Raw genomic sequence first — 25,426 nt, 5'->3', positions numbered from 1 at the left:
CTCCCCGGTCGCCCGCTCAGGAAGAGGTGCCCCATGCCCGTCCCGAAGAGACCCCGCCGCCGGTCGATCGCCGCCGGTGCCGCCCTCGCGCTCATGTCCGGCCTGCTCACGTTCGTGGTCACGACGAACGCGGACGCCGCGGTGGTCGGCGCCGGCAGCTACGCCGAGACGCCACCGGCCGGTGCGGCGCTGCCCAGCGGCTGCGGCGCGCTCACCACCAACCCCCGGCAGTACGTGACCGGCAACGCGCCGTCCGGTGCCGTGCCCACCAACGACTGGTGGTCGTCGCTGCTGTTCAAGCGCACCGACTGCGCCTACAGCGAGCCGCTGCACGCGCACCCGCTCTCGTTCGACACGTTCGCCGGCGGGCTCGGCCTGTCCTACACCACCACGCCGTCGATCAGCGGCACCGCGACCGGCGTGGGCGAATACCACTACCACTACCAGCAGGACCTGCAGGTCGGCGTGACCGGGCTCAACTCGCCGGACGTCAAGGTGGACGGCTGGAGCGACTGGACCGTCACTCCGTACTGGAGCGACGGCGCGCGCACGCTCAAGGCCACCATCGGGCACGGGCTGCCGTTCGCGTACTTCCAGGTCACCGGCGGCAACGCACAGCTGACCACCGCGGGCACCCCGAGCGTCTGGTCGAACAGCGGCGGCGTCCTCGGCTTCACGGCCGGTGGCAGCGACTACGTGGGGTACGCGCCGTCCGGCGCGACCTGGGCGGTGAACGGCACGTCGATCACGTCGTCGCTGGCCGGCCGCGGCTACTTCTCGGTGGCGGTGCTGCCGACCACGTCGTCCACGTCCACCGCGGCGAAGCAGGCGCTGGCGAACAGCTACGGCACGTACGCGCACGCGCACGTGACCGGCACCCGGATCTCGTACACCTACAGCCCGGCCGGCAACAACGCGCTGAGCACCACGTACGCGTTCACCACCACGGCGCGGGAGGGCAGCGCGAGCGGAACCGTGGTCGCGCTCTACCCGCACCAGTGGAAGTACCTGAGCGGGTCGGCGCCGATCACGGACACCTACGTCTCCGCACGCGGCGCGATGAAGGTGATCACGGGTGCGGCGAGCTTCCGGACCGCGATGACGTTCCGCGGCGTGCTGCCGGAGATTCCCGGCGTCGCGAACTCCGGCGCGGACCTGACCACGCTGACCGGCTACCTGAACGCGACGCAGGCGAACCCGGAGGACAACCGGGGGCCGGACACGTACTGGACCGGCAAGGGCCTCGGCCGCGCGGCCCGGATCGCGGAGATCGCGGACCAGGTGGGCAACACGGCCGTGCGGAACAGCGCGCTCGCCGCGATCAAGTCTCGGCTGACGAACTGGCTGACCGCGTCGTCCGGCGAATCGCAGTCGCTCTTCTACTACAACGCGAACTGGGGCACGCTGATCGGCTACCCCGCGTCGTACGGCTCCGACCAGGAGCTCAACGACCACCACTTCCACTACGGCTACTACGTCGCGGCCGCGGCCACGCTCGCCCGCTTCGAGCCGGCCTGGGCGTCCACCGGGCAGTACGGCGGCATGATCGACCTGCTGATCCGGGACGCGAACAACTACGACCGGAACGACACGCGCTTCCCGTACTTGCGCGATTTCGACATCTACGCGGGTCACGACTGGGCGTCCGGGCACGGCTCGTTCGGTTCCGGCAACAACCAGGAGTCCAGCTCCGAGGGCATGAACTTCGCCAGCGCGCTGATCCAGTGGGGCCAGGTGACCGGCAACACCGCGGTCCGGGACGCGGGCGTGTTCCTCTACACCACACAGGCGGCCGCGATCCAGGAGTATTGGTTCGACTCGTCGGACACGAACTTCCCGGCCGCGTTCGGGCACAGCACGGTCGGCATGGTGTGGGGCAGCGGCGGCGCGTACGCCACCTGGTTCAGCGCGGAGCCGGAGATGATCCAGGGCATCAACATGCTGCCGATCACCGGTGGGCACCTCTACCTGGGATACCAGCCGTCCTACGTGAACACCAACTACGCGGAACTGGTCCGGAACAACGGCGGTGCGCCGACCGTGTGGCAGGACATCCTCTGGGAGTTCCAGGCGCTCGGCAGCCCGGACACCGCGCTGGCGAACTTCCGGGCGAACAGCGGCTTCACCTCGGAGGAGGGGGAGAGCAAGGCGCACACGTTCCACTGGCTGCGCAGCCTGGCCGCGCTCGGCACGGTGGACACGTCCGTCTCCGCGAACCACCCGCTGACCGCGACGTTCGTCAAGAACGGGGCGCGCACGTACGTGGCCTCGAACATCAACTCGAGCCCGGTCACGGTCACCTTCTCCACCGGTACGACGATCACCGTGCCGGCCGGCAAGACCGTGACCACCGGTGCCTGGTCGTGGACCGGCGGCAGCGGCGGGGGCGGCACCCCGCAGCCGACCACCGGCGGCCCGACCACGCCGCCGCCGACCACGCCGCCGCCCACGGGCGCGGCCAACCGGTACCTGATGGCCGGCGGCGGGCTCAGCGGCACGGCCGCGGGCGCGGGCACGGTGTCGATCGGCTCGGCCGGTGGCGGCAACCACGACGGCACGCCGCGGAATCCGGTCACGTTCACCGCGACCGGCGTCACCAACACGTACACCGGCGGCAGCACCGCTTTTGATCTGTTCCTGGACGCGGGCACGAACGTCGGCAACGGCACGCAGCTGCGGGTCTCCTACGACCTCACCGGCGACGGCTCGTTCGACCGGGTGGAGACCTACCGGTACTTCGCCACCGACCCGGTCGGCGGCTACGAGCACTACACACAGGCGGCCGGCCTGGCGTCGTCCACCGGGACGCTCGGCAACCTGCGCAACGGCACGATCAGGGTCGAGGTGTGGAGCGCGATCGGCAACGGCCCCACCACGCTCGGCGTCGGCAACCAGTCGATCATCCGGTTGCCGCTGTCCTGACGTTGTCCCCGAGGTCCCGCCGGGCACGCCCCGGCGGGACCTCCGCGCGAGCGCCGGGCCGGTAGGCTGCACGGGCAGCGCTGACAACGATCCTTCCGCAGAGAGTGGGTGCGCACGTGACGGCGGCTCGGGAGCGTCCCACGTTGGAGGCCGTCGCCCGCCGGGCGGGCGTGTCACGGGCGACCGTGTCCCGGGTGGTCAACGGCTCGACCACGGTCGCCGAGGACATTCAGGAGAAGGTCAGGATCGCCGTCCGCGAGATGGGCTACGTGCCCAACCAGGCCGCCCGCAGCCTGGTCACCCAGCGCACCGACTCGATCGCGCTGATCCTGCCGGAGATGCCGAACCGCGTCTTCTCCGACGACCAGTTCTTCCCCGGCATCATCCGCGGCGTCAGCCAGGAGCTGGAGGCCGCGGACCGCCAGCTGGTCCTGATGCTGGCCGGTTCCACCGCCGGGCACAGCCGCGTCGAGCGCTACGCGATGGCCGGCCACGTCGACGGCGTCATGTTCGCCTCGATGCACGGCGCCGACCCGCTCCCGGCCGCACTGTCCGCGCTCGGCATCCCGGTCGTGTGCAGCGGCCGTCCCATGCAGAATCACGGCGGCGTGCCGTACGTCGACGTCGACCACATCGCCGGCGTCTCCTCCGCCATGCGTCACCTGCTCGCCGGCGGACGCCGGCGGATCGCCACCATCGCCGGCCCGCAGGACATGATCGCCGGCGTCGACCGCCTCACCGCGTACCGCGACGCCGTCGAGGCCGACGGCCAGCTCCCGCGCATCGCCTACGGCGACTTCACCCGCGAGTCCGGCGCCGCCGCCATGCGCACGCTCCTCGACGCCGACCCCGACCTCGACGCCGTCTTCATCGCCTCCGACCTGATGGCCCACGGCGCCCTGCGCACACTGCGCGCCTCCGGCCGCCGCGTTCCGGACGACGTCGCCGTGGTCGGCTTCGACGACATCGAGATCGCCCAGTTCACCGACCCGCCGCTGACCACCGTCCGCCAGCCCATCGTCGACCTCGGCCGCCAGCTGGCCCGCCAGATGCTCATCATCCTGGCCGGCGAGCCGGTCAGCCCCGCGGTCCTGCTGCCCACCGAATTGATCGTCCGCGAGTCCGCCTGAACCCCGCAAAAGCGGATGTTCCCGCTTCCGGCGGGCCGGGTTCCGCATGCTCGGCGCGGGCACCGGTCGTCGCTGGCGCTCCTCCCTGCCGGTCTGTGGTCGCCAGGTCGAAACCATCCCCGTTCCTCGCGGGGCGGGCGTTCCGCTCGGTCCGGCATCTGCGGCGGTAGCGTGAGCGGCCGTGGATCATGCGACGGTCGCGGCGTTGCTGGAGCGGTTGAGGCACGAGCACGACGGGCGGGCCGCCGTCGATCAGATCGGCAGGCGGCTGTGGTGGACGGTGCCGCAACCGGTCCTGCACGACCTGGTCACCGGCCTGCGCCGGCACCTGACCCCCGATGATCCGCGCCGGACCGCGGTCGCGGACCTGCTGGCCGCCGGCGTCCGGCACATCGGCGAGGCGTGGCCACCGTCCACGCGGGCCGCGGCCCGGGCGGCGCTGGCGACCGCGGTGCCCGACCTGCTCGTGCTGCTCGACGACCCCGGCCCGCGCGTCCGCCAGCACGTCATGCAGACGCTGGTCGCGGTCGCTCCCACGGACCCCGGTGTGGCGGCGGCGCTGCTGGCCCGTACCCGGTCCGAATCCGATCCGGCCGCGCTCGCCGACCTGTTGCACGCGCTCGACGACCTGGCCGCGGCCCTGCCCGGCTGGTTCCGCTCCTGGCTGTCCCATCCCGAACCACCGGTCCGGCTCGCCGCGGTCGCCGCGCTGGCCCGCCGTTCCGGCCGTGCCGGGGTGAACGCCGACGGTGCGGCCGGTCCGACCGGCGAGCGTGTCCCGCCCGCCGATGCCGTGCCGCCGGCGGAGGGCGGTGCGCGCGGGCCCGATGAGGCCGACGACGTGGCCGCCGGCCTGCTCGCGGTGCCGGGCCTGTCGCGGCTGCCGGACTCGCCGCGCTTCGCGTCGCCCCGGAGCGGGCGTCTCGACTGGCTGGCCGGACGCCTCGGCGTGCGCCCGGAGCGGGCCGCGCGATTCGCCGCCGCGGCCCGGCGTGCGGGTACGCCGGAAACCGCTGCGCTCGCGGTGGGCGCCGCGGTGGCGGTCGTGTGGCGATACCGGGTACCCCGGCCCGGCGGCCCGGTCGTGCTGCCGCCCGAGTCCTGGACCGCGCTCTGGGCGACCGCGGCCGACGGTCTGGAGCACGCCGACCATGCGGTCCGCCGGGCCGCCGCGGAGCTGCTCGCGGTGGCGGGTGAGGCGGCCCGCCCGCACGCCGGCGCGCTGGTCCGGGCGCTGGAGCGCGATACGGACGGCGCAGTGCTCGCGCTCACCCGGCTCGACGACCCGCGGGTGCTGCCCGTGCTGCGGGAGCGGTCGCTGGCCGGGACGAACGTGGGCAGCTTCATGCCCCCGGTGACCGTGCTGGGACCGATGCGCGTGCACGCGGCGGTGCTGCTGCCCAGCGTGCGCGCGACGATCCGGGCGGCCGGCTCCGGAGCCGCCATGGTGCTCCCGGTGCTGGCCGAGTGGGGCCCGGACGCGGCCGGTGCGCTGCCGGACCTGCTGCCGCTGCTGGCGACCGAGCACGCGTACCGCGCCTGCGTGGTCCTCGGCCGGATCGGCGTGGCGGCGGCCCCGGCGGCGGAGACGCTGCGCGCGCTCGCGACCGGCGGGCTGCGGCCGACCCGGGTCGGCGGCGTCGGCACCGCACTGCCCTGGCCCGGCACGCAGGTGGCGGCGTGGGCACACTGGCGGGTCACCGGCGATCCGGCCCTGGCGCTGGCCGTGCTGGGCCGGGCGGTGACCCGCGGTCCGGGCCGGGCCGACCTGGCCCGGCTGGCGGACCTGGGCCCGCTCGCGGCCGCGCACCGGGACGACGTCCGTGCGCTGCTGACCGGCCCGGGTGAGTGGGGCCGGGTGGAGGCCGCTCACGCGTGGTGGCGGCTGACCGGCGATCCGGCGCCGGCCGTGCCGGTCCTGCTCGACGCGCTCCGCGCGGTCGCGGACGGCCGGCCGTCCGCGACCGGCCACCGTGCGGTCCGCCATCTGGGCCGGATCGCCACGCCGGCCGCGCTCCCGGCGCTGGACGCGATCCTGGCCCGGCCGGAACGGATCATCAGCCGCTACGCCGATGATCCGGTGTTCGGGTACCGGACCGGGCTGGGCATGCAGCCGGTGCTGGCGGACGAGGAACTGGTCGCGGACGCGGTGCTGGCGCGGGGGGCGATTCTCTCTAGGGTCTAGGTATGGCGATCCTGCACAAGGCGCAGCTCGTACCGACGAAGCTCGAGCTGTTGAATGAATGGCTGCCGGGGCGGTCCTGGTTCGCCGGTTATCCGAGTCCGGGGGTCGAGCGGGTGGCGGCCTTCCGGTTCGATGATCCGGCGGGGGTGGTGGGTGTCGAGACGTTGCTGGTGCGGCACCGGGAGGACCGGCAACTGCATCACGTGCCACTGACCTATCGAGGTGCGCCGCTGGCCGGAGCGGACGAGTATCTGCTGGGTACGTCCGAGCACTCGGTGCTGGGCACCCGGTGGATCTACGACGCGGCCGGGGATCCGGTCTACGCGACCGCGCTGGCGCACGCGATCCTGACCGGTGCGCGCAGCGCGGACGAGGTGATCGAGGGTGTGCGGCGTGAGCCGGACTGCCGGGCGCGGGGGACCGGTACGGCGAGTCAGGCACCGGTGGTCCACGCGCGGCCGTCGGTCAAGGACGGTGACCCCACGGTGATCACGGCGGGCGGGCTGACGCTGACGATCGCGCGCACGGTGGACACGTCCGGTGCGGTGCCGGCGTGGGCGGACGGGCTGGAGCGGCTGGAGGCGGAGACCGGGGGCGTGCCGTTCACGCTCGCGACCGTGCACATCTGACCCCGCGGGCCGCAGCCGGCCATCGATGAGTATTAAAGTCGAGGTCGGCTCCGGACCACTGTGGAGGTCGTGCATGGCCCGCTTCGCGCCCGTTCCGGTTCCTCGATGCCACGACGATCGCGAACCGGGGCGGATCGCTGCGGACGTCGCGGCCTGGGTGTCGTCCGCCCCGATGCGGGCGCTGGTCGCCGCGTTCGGCGGGCGGTTGCCCGACGCCGGTGCCGGTGACCTGCTCGACTGGCTGGACGACTTCTCCGCCGTCCACTGGGACTTCCGCCGCGGCCGGGCCGAACGGTACGAGGTGCCGCCACCGGCGTTCGACGACGCGACGGCCGGCCTGGTGATGGACGCGGCCACGGCGCTGCGGCTGGTGACGCCGGTCCCGCCGCTGCTGCCGGCGTACGACCACGTGCTGGTCCCGGGCGGGCTGGGCCGTGCCTGCCTGCAACGCACGCACTACGCCGCCTTCCTGCTGGGAGACCGCGACACCGGCGTGACCGCGCCGGAGGTCACCGCGCTCGGCAGTTTCCGGCCGCTGACCGCGGCCGAGCGGGCGCTGCCCGGCCTGGCCGGCGCGCACGACGAGATGGACGCGATGCACGCCGGCATCCGCCGCGCGTTCGGTGTCACCGCGTGCGTGCCGGAGGAGGTCCCGGACGGCGCCGTCCATCACTACACCGGTGCAGGGCGCGGCGTGCACGTGCTGGCCGCGCCGTCCAGCGAGCCGGAGCTGCGCCGGGCGAACACGGCGGACACGTACCGGTTCTGGGCCGAGCGGGTGAGGCTGCGCCCGGACGACCGGGTCCTGATCGTGACCTCGCCGATCTACGTGCCGTTCCAGCACTGCGAGGCGATCCGGATGCTCGGCTGCCGGATCGACACCGTGGGGTTCGACGTGACCCGGTCGACCGCGCTGCCACCGGTCGGGCCGACCGCACCCGACCGGTACCTGCAGGAGATCCGCTCGACGGTCCGGTCGATGCGGGCGCTGCTCGCGGCTCAGAAGTCCAGGTACACCCACGGGTCCGCGGGCGGGAACAGCGTGGCCAGCGCGTCCCGGGCGGCGTCCGGTACGGTGCCGAGCCCGCGTGCCTCGATCTCGTCCGGCCCGAGCACGCCGTAGACCAGGCCGGTCAGCCCGGCCACGGTGAGCCGCACGTCGGCGGTGGACGAGCCGGGCTTGACGGTCAGCGCGCCGCCCGCGCCGTCGAGGTCCCAGCCGCCGCCGAGGAACGGGTCGTCCACCACGGTGATCGCCGCCCGCGCCTCGCCGGCCGGCAGCCCGGCCAGGGCGGGCAGGTCGACCACCCGGGCCATCGGCGGTGCCGGGTGCGGCACGGTCACGGTGCTGGTGATCGTGCCGGCGAAGTCGGTGCTCCACAGCTCCGGGCGGTCCGCGGGCGCGGCGCTCAGCGTGATCGACCGGACCTGGTCCGCGTGCCCGGCCAGGAACCGCAGGATCAGCGCGCGCCCGAGCGCGCCGTCGTGCAGCAGCACGCCGCCGGTCAGCTCGCCGCCGTAGTCGGTGATCCGGTAGGGGAGCGCGCCGATCACCCGGCCGTCCCGGTGCGCGGTGGCCAGCCACTGCTCGTTGTCGTCCCGCGGCTGGTGCCGGCGATAGTCCGGGAACTCGGTGAACCCGTGCCGGGTGCCGAGGAACCGGTCCTGGAGCGCGAGCACGTCGTCCCAGCCCTCCGCGATCCGGCGGAACCGCACCTCGCCGGGCAGGTCCAGGCCGAGCAGCGAGGACAGCGCCTCGGGCCGCGTCGTCACCGTCTTCGGCGCGGGCAGCCCCAGGTAGCCGAGCCGGGCGTAGAACGCGGCCCGGAACGGGTGCAGCACGCTGACCGGCCGTTCCTGCTCGCGGCCGCGGCGCAGCAGGTCGAGCATCAGCGTGCGGACGTGCCCGCGCCGCCGGGCGAGCGGGTTGCTGACCACGCCGGCCACGCCGAGCATCGGGTGCACCACGCCGCGCACGTTCTGCCGCATCGGGATCCCGGAGACGCTGGCCAGTACCTCGCCGTCCTCCTCCGCGACCAGCGTGGTGTTCTGCAGCCGGAAGCTCATGAACCGGGTGAGTTCCTCGATCCGCTGCGGGGTGAGCGGTGTGGCCTCGAACGCGTAGGCCCGGACCGGCATGACGACGCCGGCCTCGTCCGCGTTGATCTGGCGAATCTCCATGGACCACATCCCACCTGGCCGGGACGGTCGCCGCCATCGGTTAATGCGTCTAGGGTCGGCAGCGTCACCTTCGCATGGAGACTGATCCATGAATGACGTGCGACGCATCGCGATCGTGGGCGCGGGACCGGCCGGTATCTACGCGGCGGACGCGCTGTGCCGTAGCGGCGTGGACCTGTCGATCGACGTGCTCGACGCGTTGCCGGCACCGTTCGGGCTGGTCCGCTACGGCGTCGCACCGGACCAGAAGATCAAGTCGGTGGCCGCGGTGCTCGGCCGGACGCTGGCCCGGCCGGAGGTCCGGTTCCTCGGCAACGTCTCGGCCGGCGTGCACCTCACCGTGCCGGAGCTGCGCCGCCACTACGACGCGGTGCTGGTCGCCACGGGTGCGCCGGAGAGCCGGCGGCTGGACGTACCGGGCGCGGACCTGCCCGGCAGCCGGCCCGCGGGTGACTTCGTCGCCTGGTACAACGGGAATCCGGACCGGCCGCCGGCGATCGACCTCGGCAGGCACCGGGTCGCGGTGATCGGCGCCGGCAACATGGCGCTGGACGTGGTGCGCATGCTGGTCAAGGACGTGACCGAACTGGTACGTACGGACGTGCCGGACGACGTCGTCCCGGTGCTGCGGGCCCGCACCGTCACCGACGTGTTCGTGGTGGTCCGCCGCGGTCCGGAGGCGGTCCGGTTCACCCCGCCGGAGCTGCGCCACCTCGGCCGTCTCCCGGGCGTGGACCTGCTGGTCGACCCGGCCGACGTGGCCGTGCCGGCGGGCGCCGGCGAGGGCGCGGCCGTGCGGGCGAGCGCGGTGGACATCCTGCGGGGCCGTGCCCGAGCGAAGATCGCGGACCGGGCGGAGATGTTGCGGGCCTGCTTCACCCAGCCCTGAAAACCACAGACTCAAAAATCCGCGGGTACGGCGTGAGTCCGGCCACCTGCTGCGGATTCACGCTGGTGAAGGGTGACCTATATGTCCGAGATCACTGGCCCTGCAACCCGTAGATGTCAGAGAAGTTACGTAGCGGTGTTGACTTCCCACACAGTCGGGCGTAAACAAAAGCAAAGCCAAAACGAAGCGGGGCGGTGGTAACGAGATGTACCCCGAAGAGCGCCAGCAGGAGATCCTGCGGCTCGCACGCGCCAACGCGCGTGTCGACGTCGTGGCGCTCGCCGACGCGCTCAACGTAACGGCTGAGACGATCCGGCGCGACCTCACGGTCCTGGAGCGGGCCGGCGTGCTGCGCCGGGTGCACGGCGGGGCCATCCCGGTCGAGCGGATCGGTTTCGAGCCGGCGCTGGCCACCCGCGACTCGGTCCTGATCAGTGAGAAGGAGCGGATCGCGAAGGCCGCGCTCGCGGAGGTGCCCGCCGAGGGCGCGATCATCCTCGACGCCGGCACCACCACGGCGCGGCTGGCTCAGCTTCTCCCCACCGACCGGGAGCTGACCGTCGTGGTCAACTCCCCGGTCATCGCCGCTTCGCTCGGCCTCAAGTCCAACCTCAGCGTGCTGCTGCTCGGCGGTCGTCTCCGGGGCAAGACCCTGGCGACCGTCGACGACTGGGCGCTACGTCCTCTCGAGGAGATGTACGTGGACGTCGCCTTCATGGGCACAAACGGGCTCTCCACGGAGCGCGGAATGACGACACCCGACCCGGCCGAGGCCGCGGTCAAGCGCGCGATGATCAACGCGTCCCGCCGGGTCGTGCTGCTCGCCGACCACACCAAGGTGGGCAACGACTACCTGGCCCGGTTCGGGTCGATGTCCGACCTCGACCTGCTGATCACGGACAACGGGCTCGACGCGGACCTGGCCGACGAGGTCGAGGCCGCGGGCGTCCGGGTGGTGCGGGCATGATCCTCACGGTCACGCTGAACCCGAGCCTGGACCGGGCCGTGGAGATCGACACGCTCACCCGCGGCGAGGTGCTGCGCGCCACGAACGCGCACATCGACCCGGGTGGCAAGGGCGTCAACGTCTCCCGCGCGCTGCTGGCCAACGGCGTCGCCTCCACGGCCGTGGTGCCGTGCGGCGGCGAGGAGGGCGCGCAGCTGGTGCGGATGCTGGAGGCGGAGGGCGTCGCGATGGTCGCGGTGCCGATCGCCGGCCGCACCCGCTCCAACATCACGATCGCCGAGCCGGACGGCACCGTTACGAAGATCAACGAAACCGGCCCGGTCCTCGCGCCGGCGGAGTTCGCCGCGGTCATCGAGGCCGTGCTGGACGCCGCGCGCACCGCGGACTGGGTGGTGCTCTGCGGCAGTCTCCCGCCCGGCCCGTCCGTCGAGGCGTTCGGCGAGCTCTGCGCCCGGCTCGTGGCGGCCGGCGCCCGGCTCGCGGTGGACACCAGCGGCCCGGCGCTCGGCGTCGCGGCCGCGGCCGGTGCCGCGCTGGTCAAGCCGAACCGCGAGGAGCTGGCCGAGGCCGTCGGCTCCGAGCTGCAGACGCTCGGCGATGTTGTCGAAGCGGCCAATGCACTGCGTAAGGCCGGCGCTGGTACGGTCCTGGCCAGCCTCGGCGCGGACGGCGCGGTCCTGATCGAGGACTCAGGCGTGGTCATCGGCAGGTCGCCGGTGAGCGCGCCGCGGAGCACGGTCGGCGCCGGTGACGCGCTGCTGGCCGGGTTCCTGTCCGCGGGCGCGACCGGCGAGGCCGCACTGGCGGAGGGCCTGGCCTGGGGCGCGGCGGCGGTCCGCCAGCCGGGCAGCCGCATGCCGGGCCCGGCCGACATGGAACGGGAGACCGTTCACCTCGATCCCCGGCCCGACCTGGGCCGGCGGCTTCACCCCCGGGGCTGACCCCCAGCACCATCCAGCCCCAGCCGCTTCACACACAACTGCATCACGGGGAAACGCCTTAACGCATCGCCCCCGCGCGGCACCGCGCGGTCCCTCCAGAAACGGAGTCCCCCTCCATGAGCACATACACCCCCCAAGCTGAAGGCTCGGGTATACGAGCCACCATTCAGCGTCTCGGCGGCCACCTGGCCGGCATGGTCATGCCCAACATCGGCGCGTTCATCGCGTGGGGCCTGATCACGGCGCTGTTCATCCCGACGGGCTGGATCCCGAACGAGGACTTCGCCAAGCTCGTCGACCCGATGATCAAGTTCCTGCTGCCGATCCTCATCGGTTACACCGGTGGCCGGATCGTGCACGGGCAGCGCGGTGCCGTCGTCGGCGCCGTCGCGACCATGGGCGTCATCGTCGGCGCGGACATGCCGATGTTCCTCGGCGCGATGATCATCGGCCCGCTGGCCGCCTTCATCATCAAGCTGTTCGACCAGGCGATCGAGGGCAAGGTCCGTCCCGGCTTCGAGATGCTGATCGACAACTTCTCGGCCGGCATCGTCGGTGGCGCGTTCGCGCTGCTGGCGGCGTGGCGCATCGGCCCGGCCACCGAGTGGATCATGCGAATGCTGGGCAACGGCGTCGACTGGCTGGTCGACCTGGGCGTGCTGCCCGCGGTGTCGATCCTGGTCGAGCCGGCCAAGATCCTGTTCCTGAACAACGCCATCAACCACGGCGTGTTCACCCCGCTCGGTGTCCAGCAGGTCACGGAGAACGGCAAGTCGATCATGTTCATGATCGAGTCGAACCCCGGCCCGGGGCTCGGCCTGCTGCTGGCGTTCTTCTTCTTCGGCCCGAAGCTGCTGCGCCCGTCCACCCCGGCCGCGATGATCATCCACTTCTTCGGCGGCATCCACGAGATCTACTTCCCGTACGTGCTGATGAAGCCGCGCCTGATCCTGGCCATGATCGCGGGCGGCGCGGCCGGCGTCACCACCTTCATGATCACTGGTGCCGGCCTGGTCGCCAGCCCGTCGCCGGGCTCGATCTTCGCCTACGCCGCCGTCACCCCGCGCGGCGCCGGCAACTGGATCGGCATGATCGCCGGAATCCTGATCGCCGCCGCGGTCACGTTCGCGGTCGCCTCCGTGCTGCTCGGCTTCGGCCGGCTGAAGGAGGACCAGGAGGTCGACGAGGCCTCGGCCGAGGCGCTGGGCGCCGAGACCGCGGACGACTCGGTCAAGGCGAGCAACCCGGCCGTGGCCCGCACCGCCGAGCCCGGCACTGCCTGACAGCTCACACCGCCGGTCCGCTCCCCGCGACGGAGCATTGGAGCAGGGAGCGGACCGGCGCCCCCATGAACTTCGATCGGAAGGCTTGACCGATGGCAACCATCAACGGCAGTGACGTCAAGAAGCTCGTCGTGGCCTGCGACGCGGGCATGGGCAGCAGCGTCATGCTCGCCAGCACGCTGCGCAAGCAGCTCGTGAAGAACGGCGTGACCGTCGAGCACACCCCGGTGAACTCGATCCCCGCCGACGCCGACCTGGTGGTCTGCCACAACGGGCTGGCCGCTCGCGCGCGGGCCAGCGCGCCCGGCAAGCCGGTCGTGCCGTTCCAGGTGTTCCTGGGCGACCCGGCCGTCACCAAGGTCGTCAAGGCCATCCAGACCGGCGAGGACATCAATGCCTGAGCTGCTGGAGAAGCGGGCCATCCGGCTCGACGCGGCCGCGGCCGACCGGGACGCGGCGATCCGCCTGTGCGGCGAGACACTGGTCGCGATCGGCGCGGCCGAGGCCGGCTACATCGACACGATGCTGGCCCGTGAACAGTCCGTCTCCACGTACGTCGGCGAGGGCGTGGCCATCCCGCACGGCACGCTCGGCGGCAAGGAGCTGGTGAACCGGGACGCGCTGGCCGTGCTGCGCTTCCCGGAGGCCGTGGACTGGGACGGCAACCCCGTCTCCGTCTGCGTGGCGATCGCGGCCAAGGGCGACGGGCACGTCGAGCTGCTGTCCGCGCTGGCCGAGATCCTGCTCGACCCGGACCAGGCCCGCGAACTGCGCGAGGCCACCGAAATCGACGATGTGCTCCGGCTGCTCAAGCCGGTTGGAGGGGAACAGTAATGAAGGTCGTGCGTTTCCACGCCCCGGGCGACGTCCGCTTCGAGGACATGCCGGAGCCGGAGGCCGGCCCGGGCGAGGTCAAGATCCGGGTGCGCAACTGTTCCACCTGCGGCACCGACGTCAAGATCTCCAAGTTCGGCCACCACCACATCCACCCGCCGCGGGTGATGGGCCACGAGATCGCCGGTGAGATCGTCGCGCTGGGTGAGGGCGTCGAGGGCTGGGTTGAGGGCGACCGCGTGCAGGTCATCGCCGCGATCCCGTGCGGTACGTGCGACGAGTGCAAGCGCGGCCGGATGACCATCTGCCCGAACCAGGAGTCGATGGGCTACCACTACGAGGGTGGCTTCGCGCAGTTCATGGTCGTACCGGCGAAGGTCCTGGCCGTGAACGGCCTGAACCGGATCCCGGAGGGCGTCAGCTTCGCCGAGGCGTCCGTGGCCGAGCCGCTGGCCTGCGTGCTCAACGGCCAGGAGCTGGCCCGGGTGGGCGAGGGCGACGACGTGGTGGTCGTGGGCTCCGGCCCGATCGGCTGCCTGCACGTCCGGCTGGCCAAGGCGCGCGGCGCGAACCGCGTCTTCCTGGTCGACCTGAACCGCAAGCGCCTGGACATGGCCGCCGACCTGGTCAAGCCGGACCTGGCGATCGCCGGTGAGGAGGTCGACGTGGTCCAGGCCGTGCTCGACGCCACCGACGGCCGCGGCGCCGACGTGATCATCACGGCCGCCGCCTCCGGCGCCGCCCAGGAGCAGGCGCTGCAGATGGTCGCCCGTCAGGGCCGGGTCAGCTTCTTCGGCGGCCTGCCCAAGGACAAGCCGACCGTCACGGTCGACTCCAACCTGGTGCACTACCGCGAGCTGACCATCGTCGGCGCGAACGGCTCCAGCCCGGCGCACAACGCGGAGGCGCTGCGCCTGATCGCCACCGGCGCGGTCCCGGTCGCCGACCTGATCACGCACCGGCTGCCGCTCGACTCGGCGATCGACGCGTTCGGCATCGTCGCGCGCGGCGAGGCCATCAAGGTCACGATCGAGCCCTGACCGGCTGACGTCCACAGACACATAAGGAGGCACCGATGCCTACGCGCACCGTTACCGTCGGGTCCGCGAGCGGCCTGCACGCCCGCCCGGCCGCGCTCTTCGTCCAGGCCGCCGCGGCGGCGCCGGTCAAGGTGACGATCCAGGTGGGGGAGAAGCGCGCCGTCCCGGCGAACAGCATGCTCTCCGTCCTCTCGCTCGGTGCCAAGAAGGGCACCGAGGTGGTCCTCGCGGCCGAGGGCGACGGCGCCGACGAGGCGCTGGACGGCCTCGCCGACCTGCTCGCCCGCGACCTCGACGCCGAGGAGCCGGCCAATGGCTGAGCTGACCGGCATCGGGGTCAGCACGGGCCTGGCCGGCGGTCCGCTGCTGCGGATCGCCGCCGTACCGGCGCTGCCCGAGCCGGCTCCGGTCGCGGACGCCGCGGCCGAGGTGGAGAAGGCGTTCGCCGCGCTGGCCGAGGTCGTCGCCGACCTCGGCCGGCGGGCCGACCGGGCCACCGACGCCACGGTCGCGGAGGTGCTGCGCGCCGAGGCGATGATGGCGGACGACCCGATGCTGCGCGAGGCCGTGCAGGAGGGCATCGAGGGCGGCACGGACGCGGTGCACGCGATCGACGCCGCGTTCGCCACCCACCGCGCCGCGTTCGAGGCGGCCGGCGGCTACCTCGCCGAGCGCGTCGCGGACCTGGACGACCTGCGCGACCGCGCGGTCGCGGTCTGCCTCGGCCGGCCGATGCCGGGCGTGCCGCAGCCGGGCCACCCGTACGTGCTGGCCGCCCGCGACCTGGCCCCGGCGGACACCGCGGACCTCGACCCGGAGCAGGTCGTCGGCCTGGTCACCGCGGACGGCGGCCCGACCAGCCACACCGCGATCCTGGCTCGCGCGCTCGGTCTGCCGGCCGTGGTGTCCTGCAAGGGCATCCTGGACGTCGAGGACGGCACGCTGGTCACGCTGGACGGCACCACCGGCGTGATCGAGACCGGCGTCTCCGCCGAGGCGGTCGACGCCGTCCGGGCGAAGGCGTCCGAGGCCGCGAAGGCGATCGCGGACTCGTCGGGTCCGGGCCGGACCTCCGACGGCCACGCGGTCGCGCTGCTGGCGAACGTGGGCAGTGGCAAGGACGCGGTCGCGGCCACCGAGGCCGAGGGTGTCGGCCTGTTCCGCACCGAGCTGCTGTTCCTGGACCGCACCCGCGAGCCGGGCCTGGACGAGCAGGTCGCGGCGTACCGCGAGGTGTTCGCCGCGATGGCCGGCCGGCGCGTGGTGATCCGTACGCTGGACGCGGGCGCGGACAAGCCGCTGCCGTTCCTGCACCAGGACGGCGAGCCGAACCCGGCGCTCGGCGTGCGCGGCCTGCGCATCGCTCGCCAGCGCCCGGACGTGCTCACCACGCAGCTGGCCGCGATCGCCCAGGCAGCGATCCAGACGGACGCGGACGTGTGGGTGATGGCCCCGATGGTCTCCACCGTCGCCGAGGCCGCGGAGTTCGCGGCCGCGGTGCACGCCGCCGGGCTGCCGAAGGCCGGCGTGATGATCGAGGTGCCGGCCGCGGCGCTGCGGGCCGAGAAGCTGCTCGGCGTGGTCGACTTCCTCAGCATCGGCACGAACGACCTGAGCCAGTACACGTTCGCCGCGGACCGGCAGGTGGGCACGCTCGCCGAGCTGCTCGACCCGTGGCAGCCCGCGCTGTTGCAGCTCATCGCGGCCTGCGGTGCCGCGGGCAAGGCGACCGGCAAGTCCGTCGGCGTCTGCGGCGAGGCCGCGTCCGACCCGGCGCTCGCGCCGGTGCTGGCCGGTCTCGGCGTCACCAGCCTGAGCATGTCCGCGCGTGCGCTGCCCGCGGTCCGCGCGTCGCTGGCCGCGCACACGCTGGCCGAGTGCGAGCGGCTGGCCGCCGCGGTGCTCGACGCGGAGGACCCGGCTCAGGCCCGCAAGCTCGTCTCCTAGCACCACCCCCCCAGAAAGGCCCCGCCGACCCCCTTGGGTTCTAGCAGTCGTCGCAACACCCCAGTTCAGGGGATGCGATGGACTTCGAGATCCGGGATCGGTCGGTTGTTCAGGGCCGTCGGCGTCTGACCCGCGAGCGTGAGGTTTATCTTGCGCTCGTGGGTCAGGGTGTCGGAACAGCGGAAGCGTGCAGGATCGTCGGGATCAACATCCGGACCGGCCGGCGGTGGCGTAACGGCCGGAACCCGACCGGCCGAAACGTCGGCGCGGCGCCGATCACGGCCGTGACGGCGCCGTCGGTGCGAGGCCGGTTCCTCAACGAGGACGAGCGTGTGTATATCGCCGATCGGCATCGTGAGCAGGTCACGGTCCGGCAGATCGCCGTCGAACTGGACCGTGACCCGGCGACGATCAGCCGTGAGCTACGACGTAACGCGCATCCGGTCAGTGGGGACTACCGGCCCCATGCGGCGCAGGCGCGTGCCGAGGCGCGCCGTTCGCGTCCGAAGATCAGCAAGATCGCTGCTAATCCTGCACTGCGCCAGGCCGTTCAGGACGGGCTGGACCTCAGGTGGAGCCCTGAACAGATCGTGCGACGCTTGCGGCGGGACTTTCCTGAGCGCCCGGAGCTGCACGTGACGCACGAGACGATCTACCAGGCCCTCTACGTCCAAGGCCGCGGTGAACTGCGTCGCGAGCTGACCAAGGCGCTGCGTACCGGCCGCGCGATGCGTCGCCCTCGCCGTCAGACGCAGCAGCGCACACCCCGGATGGCCACCGAGATGGTCATGATCAGCGAACGCCCCGCCGAGATCGAGGATCGAGCCGTGCCAGGTCACTGGGAAGGCGACCTGATCATCGGTAAGGACAACCGCTCCGCGATCGGCACCCTGGTCGAACGCCACACCCGCTACGTCATGCTCGTGCACCTGCCGGCCGGCCGCACCGCAGACCTCGTCCGTGACGCCCTGACCGCCACCATCGGCCGCCTGCCCACGCACCTACGCCGTTCGCTGACCTGGGATCAAGGCATCGAGATGAGCCTGCACCAGCAGTTCACCATCGCCACCGACACCCCGGTCTACTTCTGCGACCCGCACTCACCCTGGCAACGCGGCAGCAACGAGAACACCAACGGCCTGCTACGCCAATACTTCCCGAAAAGCACCGACCTGTCCGTCCACGACCGCGACCATCTCGACACTGTCGCCGCCGAACTCAACGGACGCCCACGCAAAACGCTCGGCTGGGACACCCCAGCCGAGCGCTTCGCTAAACTCCTGGCCGAAACCAGCTGACCACTGTGTTGCGACGACCCCTGGAATCCGCCCCCACGGCGGGGCCTTTCGCATGGACGGACATCTTTACGAGCCGGTAACAGCTTGATACCTTGCTGAAACCCTTGCAAGGTGCTGCAAAAAGTTTCAACGGTCTCGTGGACAGGAAGTCCTGACATGAAGAAACTCATCGCACGAGCACTCGTGCCGGTCGCGGTGGCCGCGGCTGGTCTCGCCGGGGTGACGGTCAACGCCCAGGCCGCCGTCTCCCTCAACAACAGCGACGTCACCGCGAACCTCTGGGAGTGGAACTGGCGGTCGATCGGCGCCGCCTGCCGCGACCACCTCGGCCCGGCCGGCTACGGCGCGGTCCAGGTCGCGCCGCCGGCGGAGTCGATCAGCCTGGCGACCAGCGACAGCGGCGCGCACCCGTGGTGGGAGGTGTATCAGCCGGTGTCGTACAAGCTGACCAGCCGGCTCGGCACCCGCGCGGAGTTCGCCGCCATGGTCACCGCCTGCCACACCGCGGGCGTGCGCGTCTACGTGGACGCGGTGATCAACCACATGGCCGGTGCGAACAACACGCTGACCACCACGTACGGCGGCTCCGTGGTCAACCCGTCCGGCTACTCGTACCCGGCGGTGCCGTACGGCTACGACGACTTCCACCACGCCGACGACGGCTACTGCGCGGACGACGACGCGGTGATCGACGACTGGAACAACGTCGCCGAGGTGCAGAACTGCATGCTGCTGTCGCTGTCGGACCTGAAGACCCAGGACGCCACGGTACGGTCGAAGATCGCCGGCTACCTGAACGATCTGATCGGGCTGGGCGTGGACGGTTTCCGGGTGGACGCGGCCAAGCACGTCGCGCGCGCCGACTTCGCCGCGATCCGGGCGCTGCTGAACCCGACCACGGCGGAGGGGCGGGCGCCGTACATCGCGCAGGAGATCTTCACCGGTGCGACCGACCCGGAGCTGCAACCGGCCGCGTTCACCTCGAACGGTGACGTGCTCGGCTTCTCCTACGCGCAGGGACTGCGCACCCAGTTCGTCAACGGCACGCTGAGCAACCTGGCCGGCATCCCGTCGTGGAACCTGGACGCGGCCAGCGACCAGACCGCCGCGATGATCACCAACCACGACCTGGAGCGCGACGGTACGACGCTGCGCTACCAGGACGGCGCACGGTACACGCTGGCGAACTATTTCATGCTGGCGTACCCGTACGGGCAGCCGTTCGTCTACGACGGGTTCGCGTTCAGCACGTCGAACACCGGCGCGTCCCCGCCCGCGGATGCCAACGGCTTCGTCACGGACGTGAACTGCGGCACCGGCCAGTGGCAGTGCCTGCACCGGTCCACCGGCGTGCGGGGCATGGTCGGCTGGCGCAACGCGACCGCGGCCGCCACCACGGTCTCCGACTTCACCGCGACCGCGAGCAACGTGATCGGGTTCCGGCGCGGCGCGCTCGGCTGGGTCGGGCTGAACGCCTCCGGCGGCGCGTCCACCGCGACGTACCGCACCGGGCTGCCGGACGGCGTCTACTGCGACGTGATCTCCGGCGTCGCGACCGGCAGCGGCTGTACCGGCGCGTCCGTGGCTGTCTCCGCCGGGAACGCGACCGTGACGATCCCGGCGAACGGCGCGTTCGCCATCCACGCCGGGTCCCGGCCCGGCGGTGGCACCGGCACGCCGACGCCGAACCCGACCGGGAACGTGGCGGTGACCTTCAACGCGACCGTGACCACCACCTGGGGCACGAACGTGTTCGTGGCCGGCAGCGTGCCCGCGCTCGGCTCGTGGAACCCGGCCGCGGCGATGCCGCTGTCCTCGGCCGGCTACCCGGTCTGGTCCGGGTCCGTGTCGCTGCCGCCGAACACCGCGATCGAGTACAAGTACCTCAAGAAGGACGCGAACGGATCCGTCACGTGGGAGTCCGGCGGCAACCGGACGTTCACCACCGGCCCGGGCGGCACGACGACGCGGAACGAAACCTGGAAGTAAGGGAAAACCCGCTGGTAGGAGGCCGTCCCTAGGCTCGGGGCGGCCTTCGCGGAAAAATCTCGGGCAGTTTCCTGTTATCGGTGCCCGGGTGACCCGTCTCCTGTCTGCGCGGCCCTGGTCAGACCCGTCGGGTTGCGTCAGGATGGCCAACCGAGGAGAGGGTGCGGGATGTGGACTCCAGACGGTAGGGGCCCCGTGGGCGGCGTCGACCCGGCGACCGTGCACGCGGCCCGGGCGGGGAACGCGGCGGCGCTGGACCGCGTGGTCGCGGCCTACCTGCCGCTCGTCTACAACGTCGTCGGCCGGGCGCTGCAGGGGCACGCCGACGTCGACGACGTGGTGCAGGAGACGATGCTGCGCGTCGTGCACAACCTGCCGGAGCTACGCGACCCGGCCGCGTTCCGTTCCTGGGTGGTGGCGATCGCGATGCGGCTGGTCCGCGACCGGCACCGCGACCTCACCCGCGGCTACCCGGCGGACGCCACGCCGGACGACGTGGCCGACCCGGGTGCGGACTTCGTCGACCTGACCATCGTCCGGCTCGGCCTCTCCGGCCAGCGGCAGGAGGTCGCGCAGGCCACCCGCTGGCTCGACCCGGACGACCGCGAGCTGCTCTCGCTCTGGTGGCTGGAGGCCGCCGGCGAGCTGGACCGGGACGACGTCTCGGCCGCGCTCGGGCTCACCAAGCAGCACACCGCGGTCCGCGTGCAGCGGATGAAGGCGCAGCTGGAGGCCGCGCGCGTGGTGGTCCGCGCGTTCCGGGCGCACCCGGCCTGCCCGGACCTGACGCTGCTGGCGATCGGCTGGGACGGCCGGCCGGAGCCGGTGTGGCGCAAGCGGTTCGCTCGGCACACCCGCGAGTGCGAGCAGTGCGCCCGCGCCTGGCACGAGATGGTCGACGCGGAGAAGCTGCTGGCCGGGCTCGCGCTGGTGCCGATCCCGGGCTACCTGCTGGAGCCGGCGCTGCACGGCGCGGCCGCGGCGCACGAGGCCGCACACGGTTACGACGCCGCGTCCGGCTACGACACCCCGTCAAGCTACGACACCGCGCCGCATCACTACGACGCGACGCCGGCCGGGGACACGACCGCGCACCTGAACGCGGTCGGCGCCGACCCGGGCAACGCGGCCACCCACGTGCTGGCCCGCCCCGAGATCGCCTCCGCCGGGCAGGCCGGCGCGCACGTCGTACCGGCGAAGGCTGGTCTCGGTGGTCTTCTGGGCCTGAAGCCGATCGCGGCCGCGATCGCCACGGCCGCGGTGATCACCGCGGGCGGCGTGTTCGCGCTGACCGGTCAGGATGACCCGGTGCCCGCCGCGCAGGAACCGCCGCCCGCCGCGGTCGTGCCGGTGACGTCGGAGAGCGCGAGCCCGAGTCCGTCGCCGTCCGCGTCGCCGAGCCCGTCACCGTCGCCCAGCGCGAGCCCGACACCGGTCGCGACCTCGGCCGCGCCGAAGCCGGCCGCGCCCGCGGTGGTGGAGGCGTCGTCGAAGAAGGGCGTCAGCACCTGGCAGGTGCCCGGCGTCGGGCCGGGGATGACCGCGGTCGGCGCGTCCTGGTACTACACCTGGGGTTCCGGGCCGGACCAGGTCAAGGCGCCGTCCGGCATCGAGTTCGTACCGATGATCTGGGGTAAGGACTCGGTCAACTCGGGCACGCTGGCGCAGGCCAAGGCGAACGGACGGACGCTGCTCGGCTTCAACGAGCCGGACCTGGGCGAGCAGGCGAACATGACCGTGGAGCAGGCGCTGGAGCTGTGGCCGCAGCTGCAGGCGACCGGCATGCGGCTGGGCAGCCCGGCCGTGGCCTACGGCGGCGACACCGCCGGTGGGTGGCTGGACCGGTTCATGACCGGCGCCAAGGCCAAGGGCTACAAGATCGACTTCATCACGCTGCACTGGTACGGATCGGACTTCAGCCCGGCCGCGGTCGGGCACCTGGAGGGCTACATCAAGGCGGTGTACAACCGGTACAAGCTACCGATCTGGGTCACCGAGTACGGCCTGATCAACTTCTCCGGCTCGCCGAAGTTCCCGAGCGGCGCGCAGCAGGCCGCGTTCATCGACGGATCCACCGCGATGATGGAGGGCCTGCCGTACGTCGAGCGGTACGCGTGGTTCTCGCTGCCGGTCGAGGCGGACTTCGGCAACGGCCTGTACGACCCGAACACGAAGTCGCTCACCGACGGTGGCCGCGCCTACGCCGAGGCCGGCTGAGCACCCGTCACCGGGCGGGCGTCAGTTCCCGTTGACCGGGGTGATTCCCGTCCGGTGCCGTGCGGCGCGGCCAGGGCAGCAGGCGGGGCGGGCGGCGCGCGGAGACGTCCTCGACCCAGCCGAGCGCCAGTACCGCACCGGCCAGCAACGCCAGCGCGATCGCGAACGTGCCGGCCTCCTCGACCACCGTGCCGAAGTTCCACAGCTCCAGCACCTCGTTGACGGCCAGCGCCGCCGTGATCGCCACGTTGTGCCACAGGTAGATCGTCACCGCCCGCGCGTTCACCAGCGTGACCACGCCGTCCAGGAGCGGCGCGCGGGCCAGCCAGCCGGTCGGCGGCGTCCAGCGCAGCAGGATCAGCGTGAACCCGGCGGAGAAGACCGCGTAGGCGAGCGGCAGGCCGGAGATGCCGTCCTCGCCGGCGCGCCACCAGAATGCGAGTGCACCGGCCACGCACGCCGCCGCGATCAGCACGGTGGCCGGGCCGGGCACCCGGCGCAGGCCGCCGTCCCGGTGCGCGAAGCCGAGCATCCAGGCCGTCGCGAACTGGAGCACGCTGACCAGCGTCCGCTCCGGCGTCTCCGGCAGCGACACCGGCGCGGCCAGCAGGATGCCGAGCAGCACCAGCGGCGCGGCCAGCGCGGGCAGCGGCGCGCGCCGGTAGAGCCACAGCAGGCCGGGGGAGAGCACCACCAGCCAGAGGTACGTGACCAGGTACCACAGCGGCCCGGCCGCCTCCGCGCCGAACTCGTTCGCCGGCGGGTCCGCGACCGGCAGCACCCAGAGCGGCAGCCGCGCCCACGGCGGGTCGTCCCAGCCGTGCAGCAGCATGGCCGGCACCGCGAACAGGCCGAGCACCCAGAGCGCGGGCAGCAGCCGCCGCAGCCGGCTGACGATCACCGTGCGGTCGCGCGCCGCCCGGTCCAGCGAGCGGGCCATCAGCGACCCGCCGAGCGCGAACATCACGCCCATCGACGGGAAGATCAACTCCAGCGCGGTGAGCGGGAACATGTGGTAGGTGACGACGCGCGCGATGGCGACGGCCCGTAACAGGTCGAAGTAGCGCTCGCGGGTGGCGGCCATGGCGTCCTCACGCTCGGGGGCAACGGCCGCGCAACGGTAGCCGCTCTCTCGCCGGGCAGGACGGACGCGCTCCTCCGGCCGGGTGGTGTCCGTCCCCCGGACAGGGGACGGACGTCACTCAGAAGACGGGCACGCCGTCGCGCACCAGCCGCCAGTTCGGCGTGAAGAAGTCCGCCGGGTCGATCGTGCCCTTGGCCTGGGCCCAGTCGATGAGGAGCTGGCGGATCTCCTTCTGCTCGTTGTAGACCTGCGCCCGGGTGATGCCGGGGAAGTTGCCGCCACCGGAGCGCCGGTAGTTGTTCACCGCGACCACGAACCGGTCGGTGTCCGCGACCGCGGTGCCGTCCGGGTGCGTGAGGCGGGTGATCCGGGAGCCGGCCGGCCGCGCGATGTCGATGTCGTAGCCGACGCCGGAGAGGATGTCGTAGTTGTAGTCCGGCACGGCCGGGTCGCTGATCGTCGCCGGGTCCACCGGTGCGCCGGGCGCTAGCGTGACGAAGTACTTCGCGGAGTATTCCAGGTAGGCCCGCACCTCCGCGCCGGTCAGCTCGACCGCCTCGAGCGTGTTGTCGAAGACGTACAGCCCGGCCACGTCCCTGATCTTGACGTCCCCGGCCGGGAACACCGCGGTCCGGCTGAACGGTGCCGCGATCGACAGCACCGGCAGCGCGGTGCCGAGCGCGGCCGTGACCGTCTCGGTCTGCACGTGGTTGATGAAGTCGATGATCGGCGTGTCCCGGTAGCGCGACGCCGCCGCGGACAGCTCTCCGGTGGACGTGGCGACCACCTGGTTGACGTACGCGACCGTGGTCCGGTGCTGCTCCCGGACGGCCGCCAGCACGACCGGGTCCGCGTCCACCGTGTTCGTGTTGAGCGTGGCGGACCGCGCCTGTGAGACGGCCCATTTTCCGCGCTCGCGGGTGAGCGTGAAGTCCATCCTGGTCAGCCGCTGGCCCCATTTGGACGGCTCCGAGGTGAGGACCTGCTTGCCGGTGACCTCGTTGGTGTAGAACTTCTGCGCGATCTCCACGTGCGCGTGGCCGAACAGCACCGCGTCGATGTCCGGCACCTTCGTGGCGACCAGGCCGGCCGCGTTCTCGACCGGCAGCTCCGGGCCGTACGACGAGGTGCCGCTGTCGCCGGAGTGCGCGGAGACGATCACGATGTCCGCGCCCTTGCGCTTCATCTCCGGCACCCACCGGTTCGCGGTCTCCACCAGGTCCGCGAAGACCAGCTTGCCCTCGACGTGCGCCCGGTCCCAGATCGCGGTGCCGGGGTTGGTCAGGCCGAGGATGCCGACGCGCAGCACGGGTGCACCGGGCCCGAGCGAGACCCGCTTGATCACGTACGGTGCGAACGCGGGTTTTCCGGTCTTGGCGTTGACCGCGTTCGCGGCCAGCGCCGGGAAGCCGAGCTGGCCGATCCAGGTGGCCAGCAGCGGCAGGCCGTAGTTGAACTCGTGGTTGCCCAGCGTCACGGCGTCGTACCGCAGCACGTTCATCGCCTTCGCCATCGGGTGCGTGCGCCCGGTGCTGGTGATCGGCTCCTGGACCGCGTAGTAATAGGCCAGCGGCGTGCCCTGGATCGTGTCGCCCGCGTCCAGCACCAGCGTGGCGCGGCCGCGCCGCTCTCCGCGGATCCGGTTGACCAGCGCGGCCAGCTTCGCCACGCCGACGTCGTTGTGCGCGGCGTCGTCGTACTCCGCGTCCTTGAAGTAGTCCCAGTTGTAGACGTTGCCGTGCATGTCGGACGTGCCCAGTACAGTCAGGTCGTACGTGGTCTTCCCATGCGCGTGCGCGGCTCCGGGGGCGACGGCCGTGGCTGCCGTGACCTTCATGAGGTTTCGCCGGGAAAGTGAGCTCATGCCGCCGAGTCTCGCCGCGTACACGC

General features: G+C 72.2%; 19 protein-coding genes and 1 pseudogene. 17 read left to right on the top strand and 3 right to left on the bottom strand.

The features are described from left to right. Nucleotides 1-33 precede the first annotated feature (33 nt). The 5 genes from J2S42_RS14075 (at nt 34) to J2S42_RS14055 (ending at nt 7,989) form a co-directional block, all read left to right on the top strand. A complete protein-coding gene (locus J2S42_RS14075) occupies nt 34-2,922 on the top strand; it encodes a glycosyl hydrolase (protein WP_307239312.1) in 2,889 nt (962 codons plus the stop codon). Nucleotides 2,923-3,038: 116 nt separating this feature from the next. Further along, a complete protein-coding gene (locus J2S42_RS14070) occupies nt 3,039-4,052 on the top strand; it encodes a LacI family DNA-binding transcriptional regulator (protein WP_307239310.1) in 1,014 nt (337 codons plus the stop codon). A 181-nt stretch (nt 4,053-4,233) separates the two neighbouring features. Beyond that, nucleotides 4,234-6,237, top strand: a complete 2,004-nt coding sequence (locus J2S42_RS14065) for a hypothetical protein (RefSeq protein WP_307239307.1) — start codon at nt 4,234-4,236, stop codon at nt 6,235-6,237. Between the two features lie 2 nt (nt 6,238-6,239). Further along, nucleotides 6,240-6,866: a CG0192-related protein gene (locus tag J2S42_RS14060; RefSeq protein ID WP_307239305.1), complete on the top strand. Its 627-nt coding sequence runs from the start codon at nt 6,240-6,242 to the stop codon at nt 6,864-6,866. Between the two features lie 73 nt (nt 6,867-6,939). Next, on the top strand, nt 6,940-7,989 hold the full coding sequence (locus J2S42_RS14055; protein WP_307239303.1) for a hypothetical protein: 1,050 nt from the start codon (nt 6,940-6,942) through the stop codon (nt 7,987-7,989). Nucleotides 7,990-8,675: 686 nt separating this feature from the next. On the opposite strand, the pseudogene J2S42_RS14050 reads toward J2S42_RS14055, so the two are convergent. After that, nucleotides 8,676-9,047, bottom strand: a pseudogene (locus J2S42_RS14050) (GNAT family N-acetyltransferase); the annotation flags it as partial. Nucleotides 9,048-9,135: 88 nt separating this feature from the next. Between J2S42_RS14050 and J2S42_RS14045 the strand changes: the two are divergent. The 12 genes from J2S42_RS14045 (at nt 9,136) to J2S42_RS13990 (ending at nt 22,452) form a co-directional block, all read left to right on the top strand. After that, nucleotides 9,136-9,936, top strand: a complete 801-nt coding sequence (locus tag J2S42_RS14045; RefSeq protein WP_307239301.1) for an FAD-dependent oxidoreductase — start codon at nt 9,136-9,138, stop codon at nt 9,934-9,936. A gap of 205 nt (nt 9,937-10,141) precedes the next feature. Further along, nucleotides 10,142-10,903, top strand: a complete 762-nt coding sequence (locus J2S42_RS14040) for a DeoR/GlpR family DNA-binding transcription regulator (protein WP_307239299.1) — start codon at nt 10,142-10,144, stop codon at nt 10,901-10,903. Next, nucleotides 10,900-11,844 carry a 1-phosphofructokinase gene (pfkB, locus tag J2S42_RS14035; RefSeq protein WP_307239297.1) on the top strand — a complete coding sequence of 315 codons (945 nt, stop codon included), beginning with the start codon at nt 10,900-10,902 and terminating at the stop codon, nt 11,842-11,844. Before J2S42_RS14040 ends, pfkB begins: the two co-directional genes overlap by 4 nt. Nucleotides 11,845-11,960: 116 nt before the next feature. Continuing rightward, nucleotides 11,961-13,127, top strand: coding sequence for a mannitol-specific PTS transporter subunit IIC (gene mtlA / locus J2S42_RS14030; protein WP_307239295.1), 1,167 nt, complete (start codon nt 11,961-11,963; stop codon nt 13,125-13,127). 92 nt (nt 13,128-13,219) lie between these two features. Continuing rightward, entirely contained in the window at nt 13,220-13,528 is a 309-nt protein-coding gene (locus J2S42_RS14025; protein WP_307239293.1) for a PTS lactose transporter subunit IIB, read from the top strand. Further along, the gene (locus tag J2S42_RS14020; RefSeq protein ID WP_307239292.1) at nt 13,521-13,961 is read left to right on the top strand and encodes a PTS mannitol transporter subunit IIA; all 441 of its coding nucleotides are present in this window, start codon (nt 13,521-13,523) and stop codon (nt 13,959-13,961) included. The genes J2S42_RS14025 and J2S42_RS14020 overlap by 8 nt, the downstream gene beginning before the upstream one ends. Beyond that, entirely contained in the window at nt 13,961-15,001 is a 1,041-nt protein-coding gene (locus J2S42_RS14015) for a zinc-dependent dehydrogenase (protein WP_307239290.1), read from the top strand. Before J2S42_RS14020 ends, J2S42_RS14015 begins: the two co-directional genes overlap by 1 nt. A gap of 35 nt (nt 15,002-15,036) precedes the next feature. After that, nucleotides 15,037-15,321, top strand: coding sequence for an HPr family phosphocarrier protein (locus tag J2S42_RS14010; protein ID WP_307239288.1), 285 nt, complete (start codon nt 15,037-15,039; stop codon nt 15,319-15,321). Then, the gene (ptsP, locus tag J2S42_RS14005) at nt 15,314-16,948 is read left to right on the top strand and encodes a phosphoenolpyruvate--protein phosphotransferase (protein ID WP_307239286.1); all 1,635 of its coding nucleotides are present in this window, start codon (nt 15,314-15,316) and stop codon (nt 16,946-16,948) included. The genes J2S42_RS14010 and ptsP overlap by 8 nt, the downstream gene beginning before the upstream one ends. 77 nt (nt 16,949-17,025) lie before the next feature. After that, nucleotides 17,026-18,246: an IS30 family transposase gene (locus J2S42_RS14000; RefSeq protein ID WP_307239284.1), complete on the top strand. Its 1,221-nt coding sequence runs from the start codon at nt 17,026-17,028 to the stop codon at nt 18,244-18,246. Between the two features lie 156 nt (nt 18,247-18,402). Further along, nucleotides 18,403-20,235, top strand: coding sequence for a carbohydrate-binding module family 20 domain-containing protein (locus J2S42_RS13995; RefSeq protein ID WP_307239282.1), 1,833 nt, complete (start codon nt 18,403-18,405; stop codon nt 20,233-20,235). 195 nt (nt 20,236-20,430) lie between these two features. Then, nucleotides 20,431-22,452, top strand: a complete 2,022-nt coding sequence (locus J2S42_RS13990) for a sigma-70 family RNA polymerase sigma factor (RefSeq protein ID WP_307239280.1) — start codon at nt 20,431-20,433, stop codon at nt 22,450-22,452. Nucleotides 22,453-22,459: 7 nt separating this feature from the next. On the opposite strand, the gene J2S42_RS13985 is transcribed toward J2S42_RS13990, so the two are convergent. Then, the gene (locus J2S42_RS13985) at nt 22,460-23,536 is read right to left on the bottom strand and encodes an acyltransferase family protein (protein WP_307239278.1); all 1,077 of its coding nucleotides are present in this window, start codon (nt 23,534-23,536) and stop codon (nt 22,460-22,462) included. Between the two features lie 118 nt (nt 23,537-23,654). After that, complete coding sequence (locus J2S42_RS13980) at nt 23,655-25,400, bottom strand: bifunctional metallophosphatase/5'-nucleotidase (protein WP_307239276.1); 1,746 nt, start codon at nt 25,398-25,400, stop codon at nt 23,655-23,657. Nucleotides 25,401-25,426 lie beyond the last annotated feature (26 nt).

This window comes from Catenuloplanes indicus (assembly GCF_030813715.1).
Classification (GTDB): domain Bacteria; phylum Actinomycetota; class Actinomycetes; order Mycobacteriales; family Micromonosporaceae; genus Catenuloplanes; species Catenuloplanes indicus.
The sequence above is the reverse complement of the archived record's forward strand: the minus strand, read 5'-3'. Positions and strand labels throughout refer to the sequence as shown.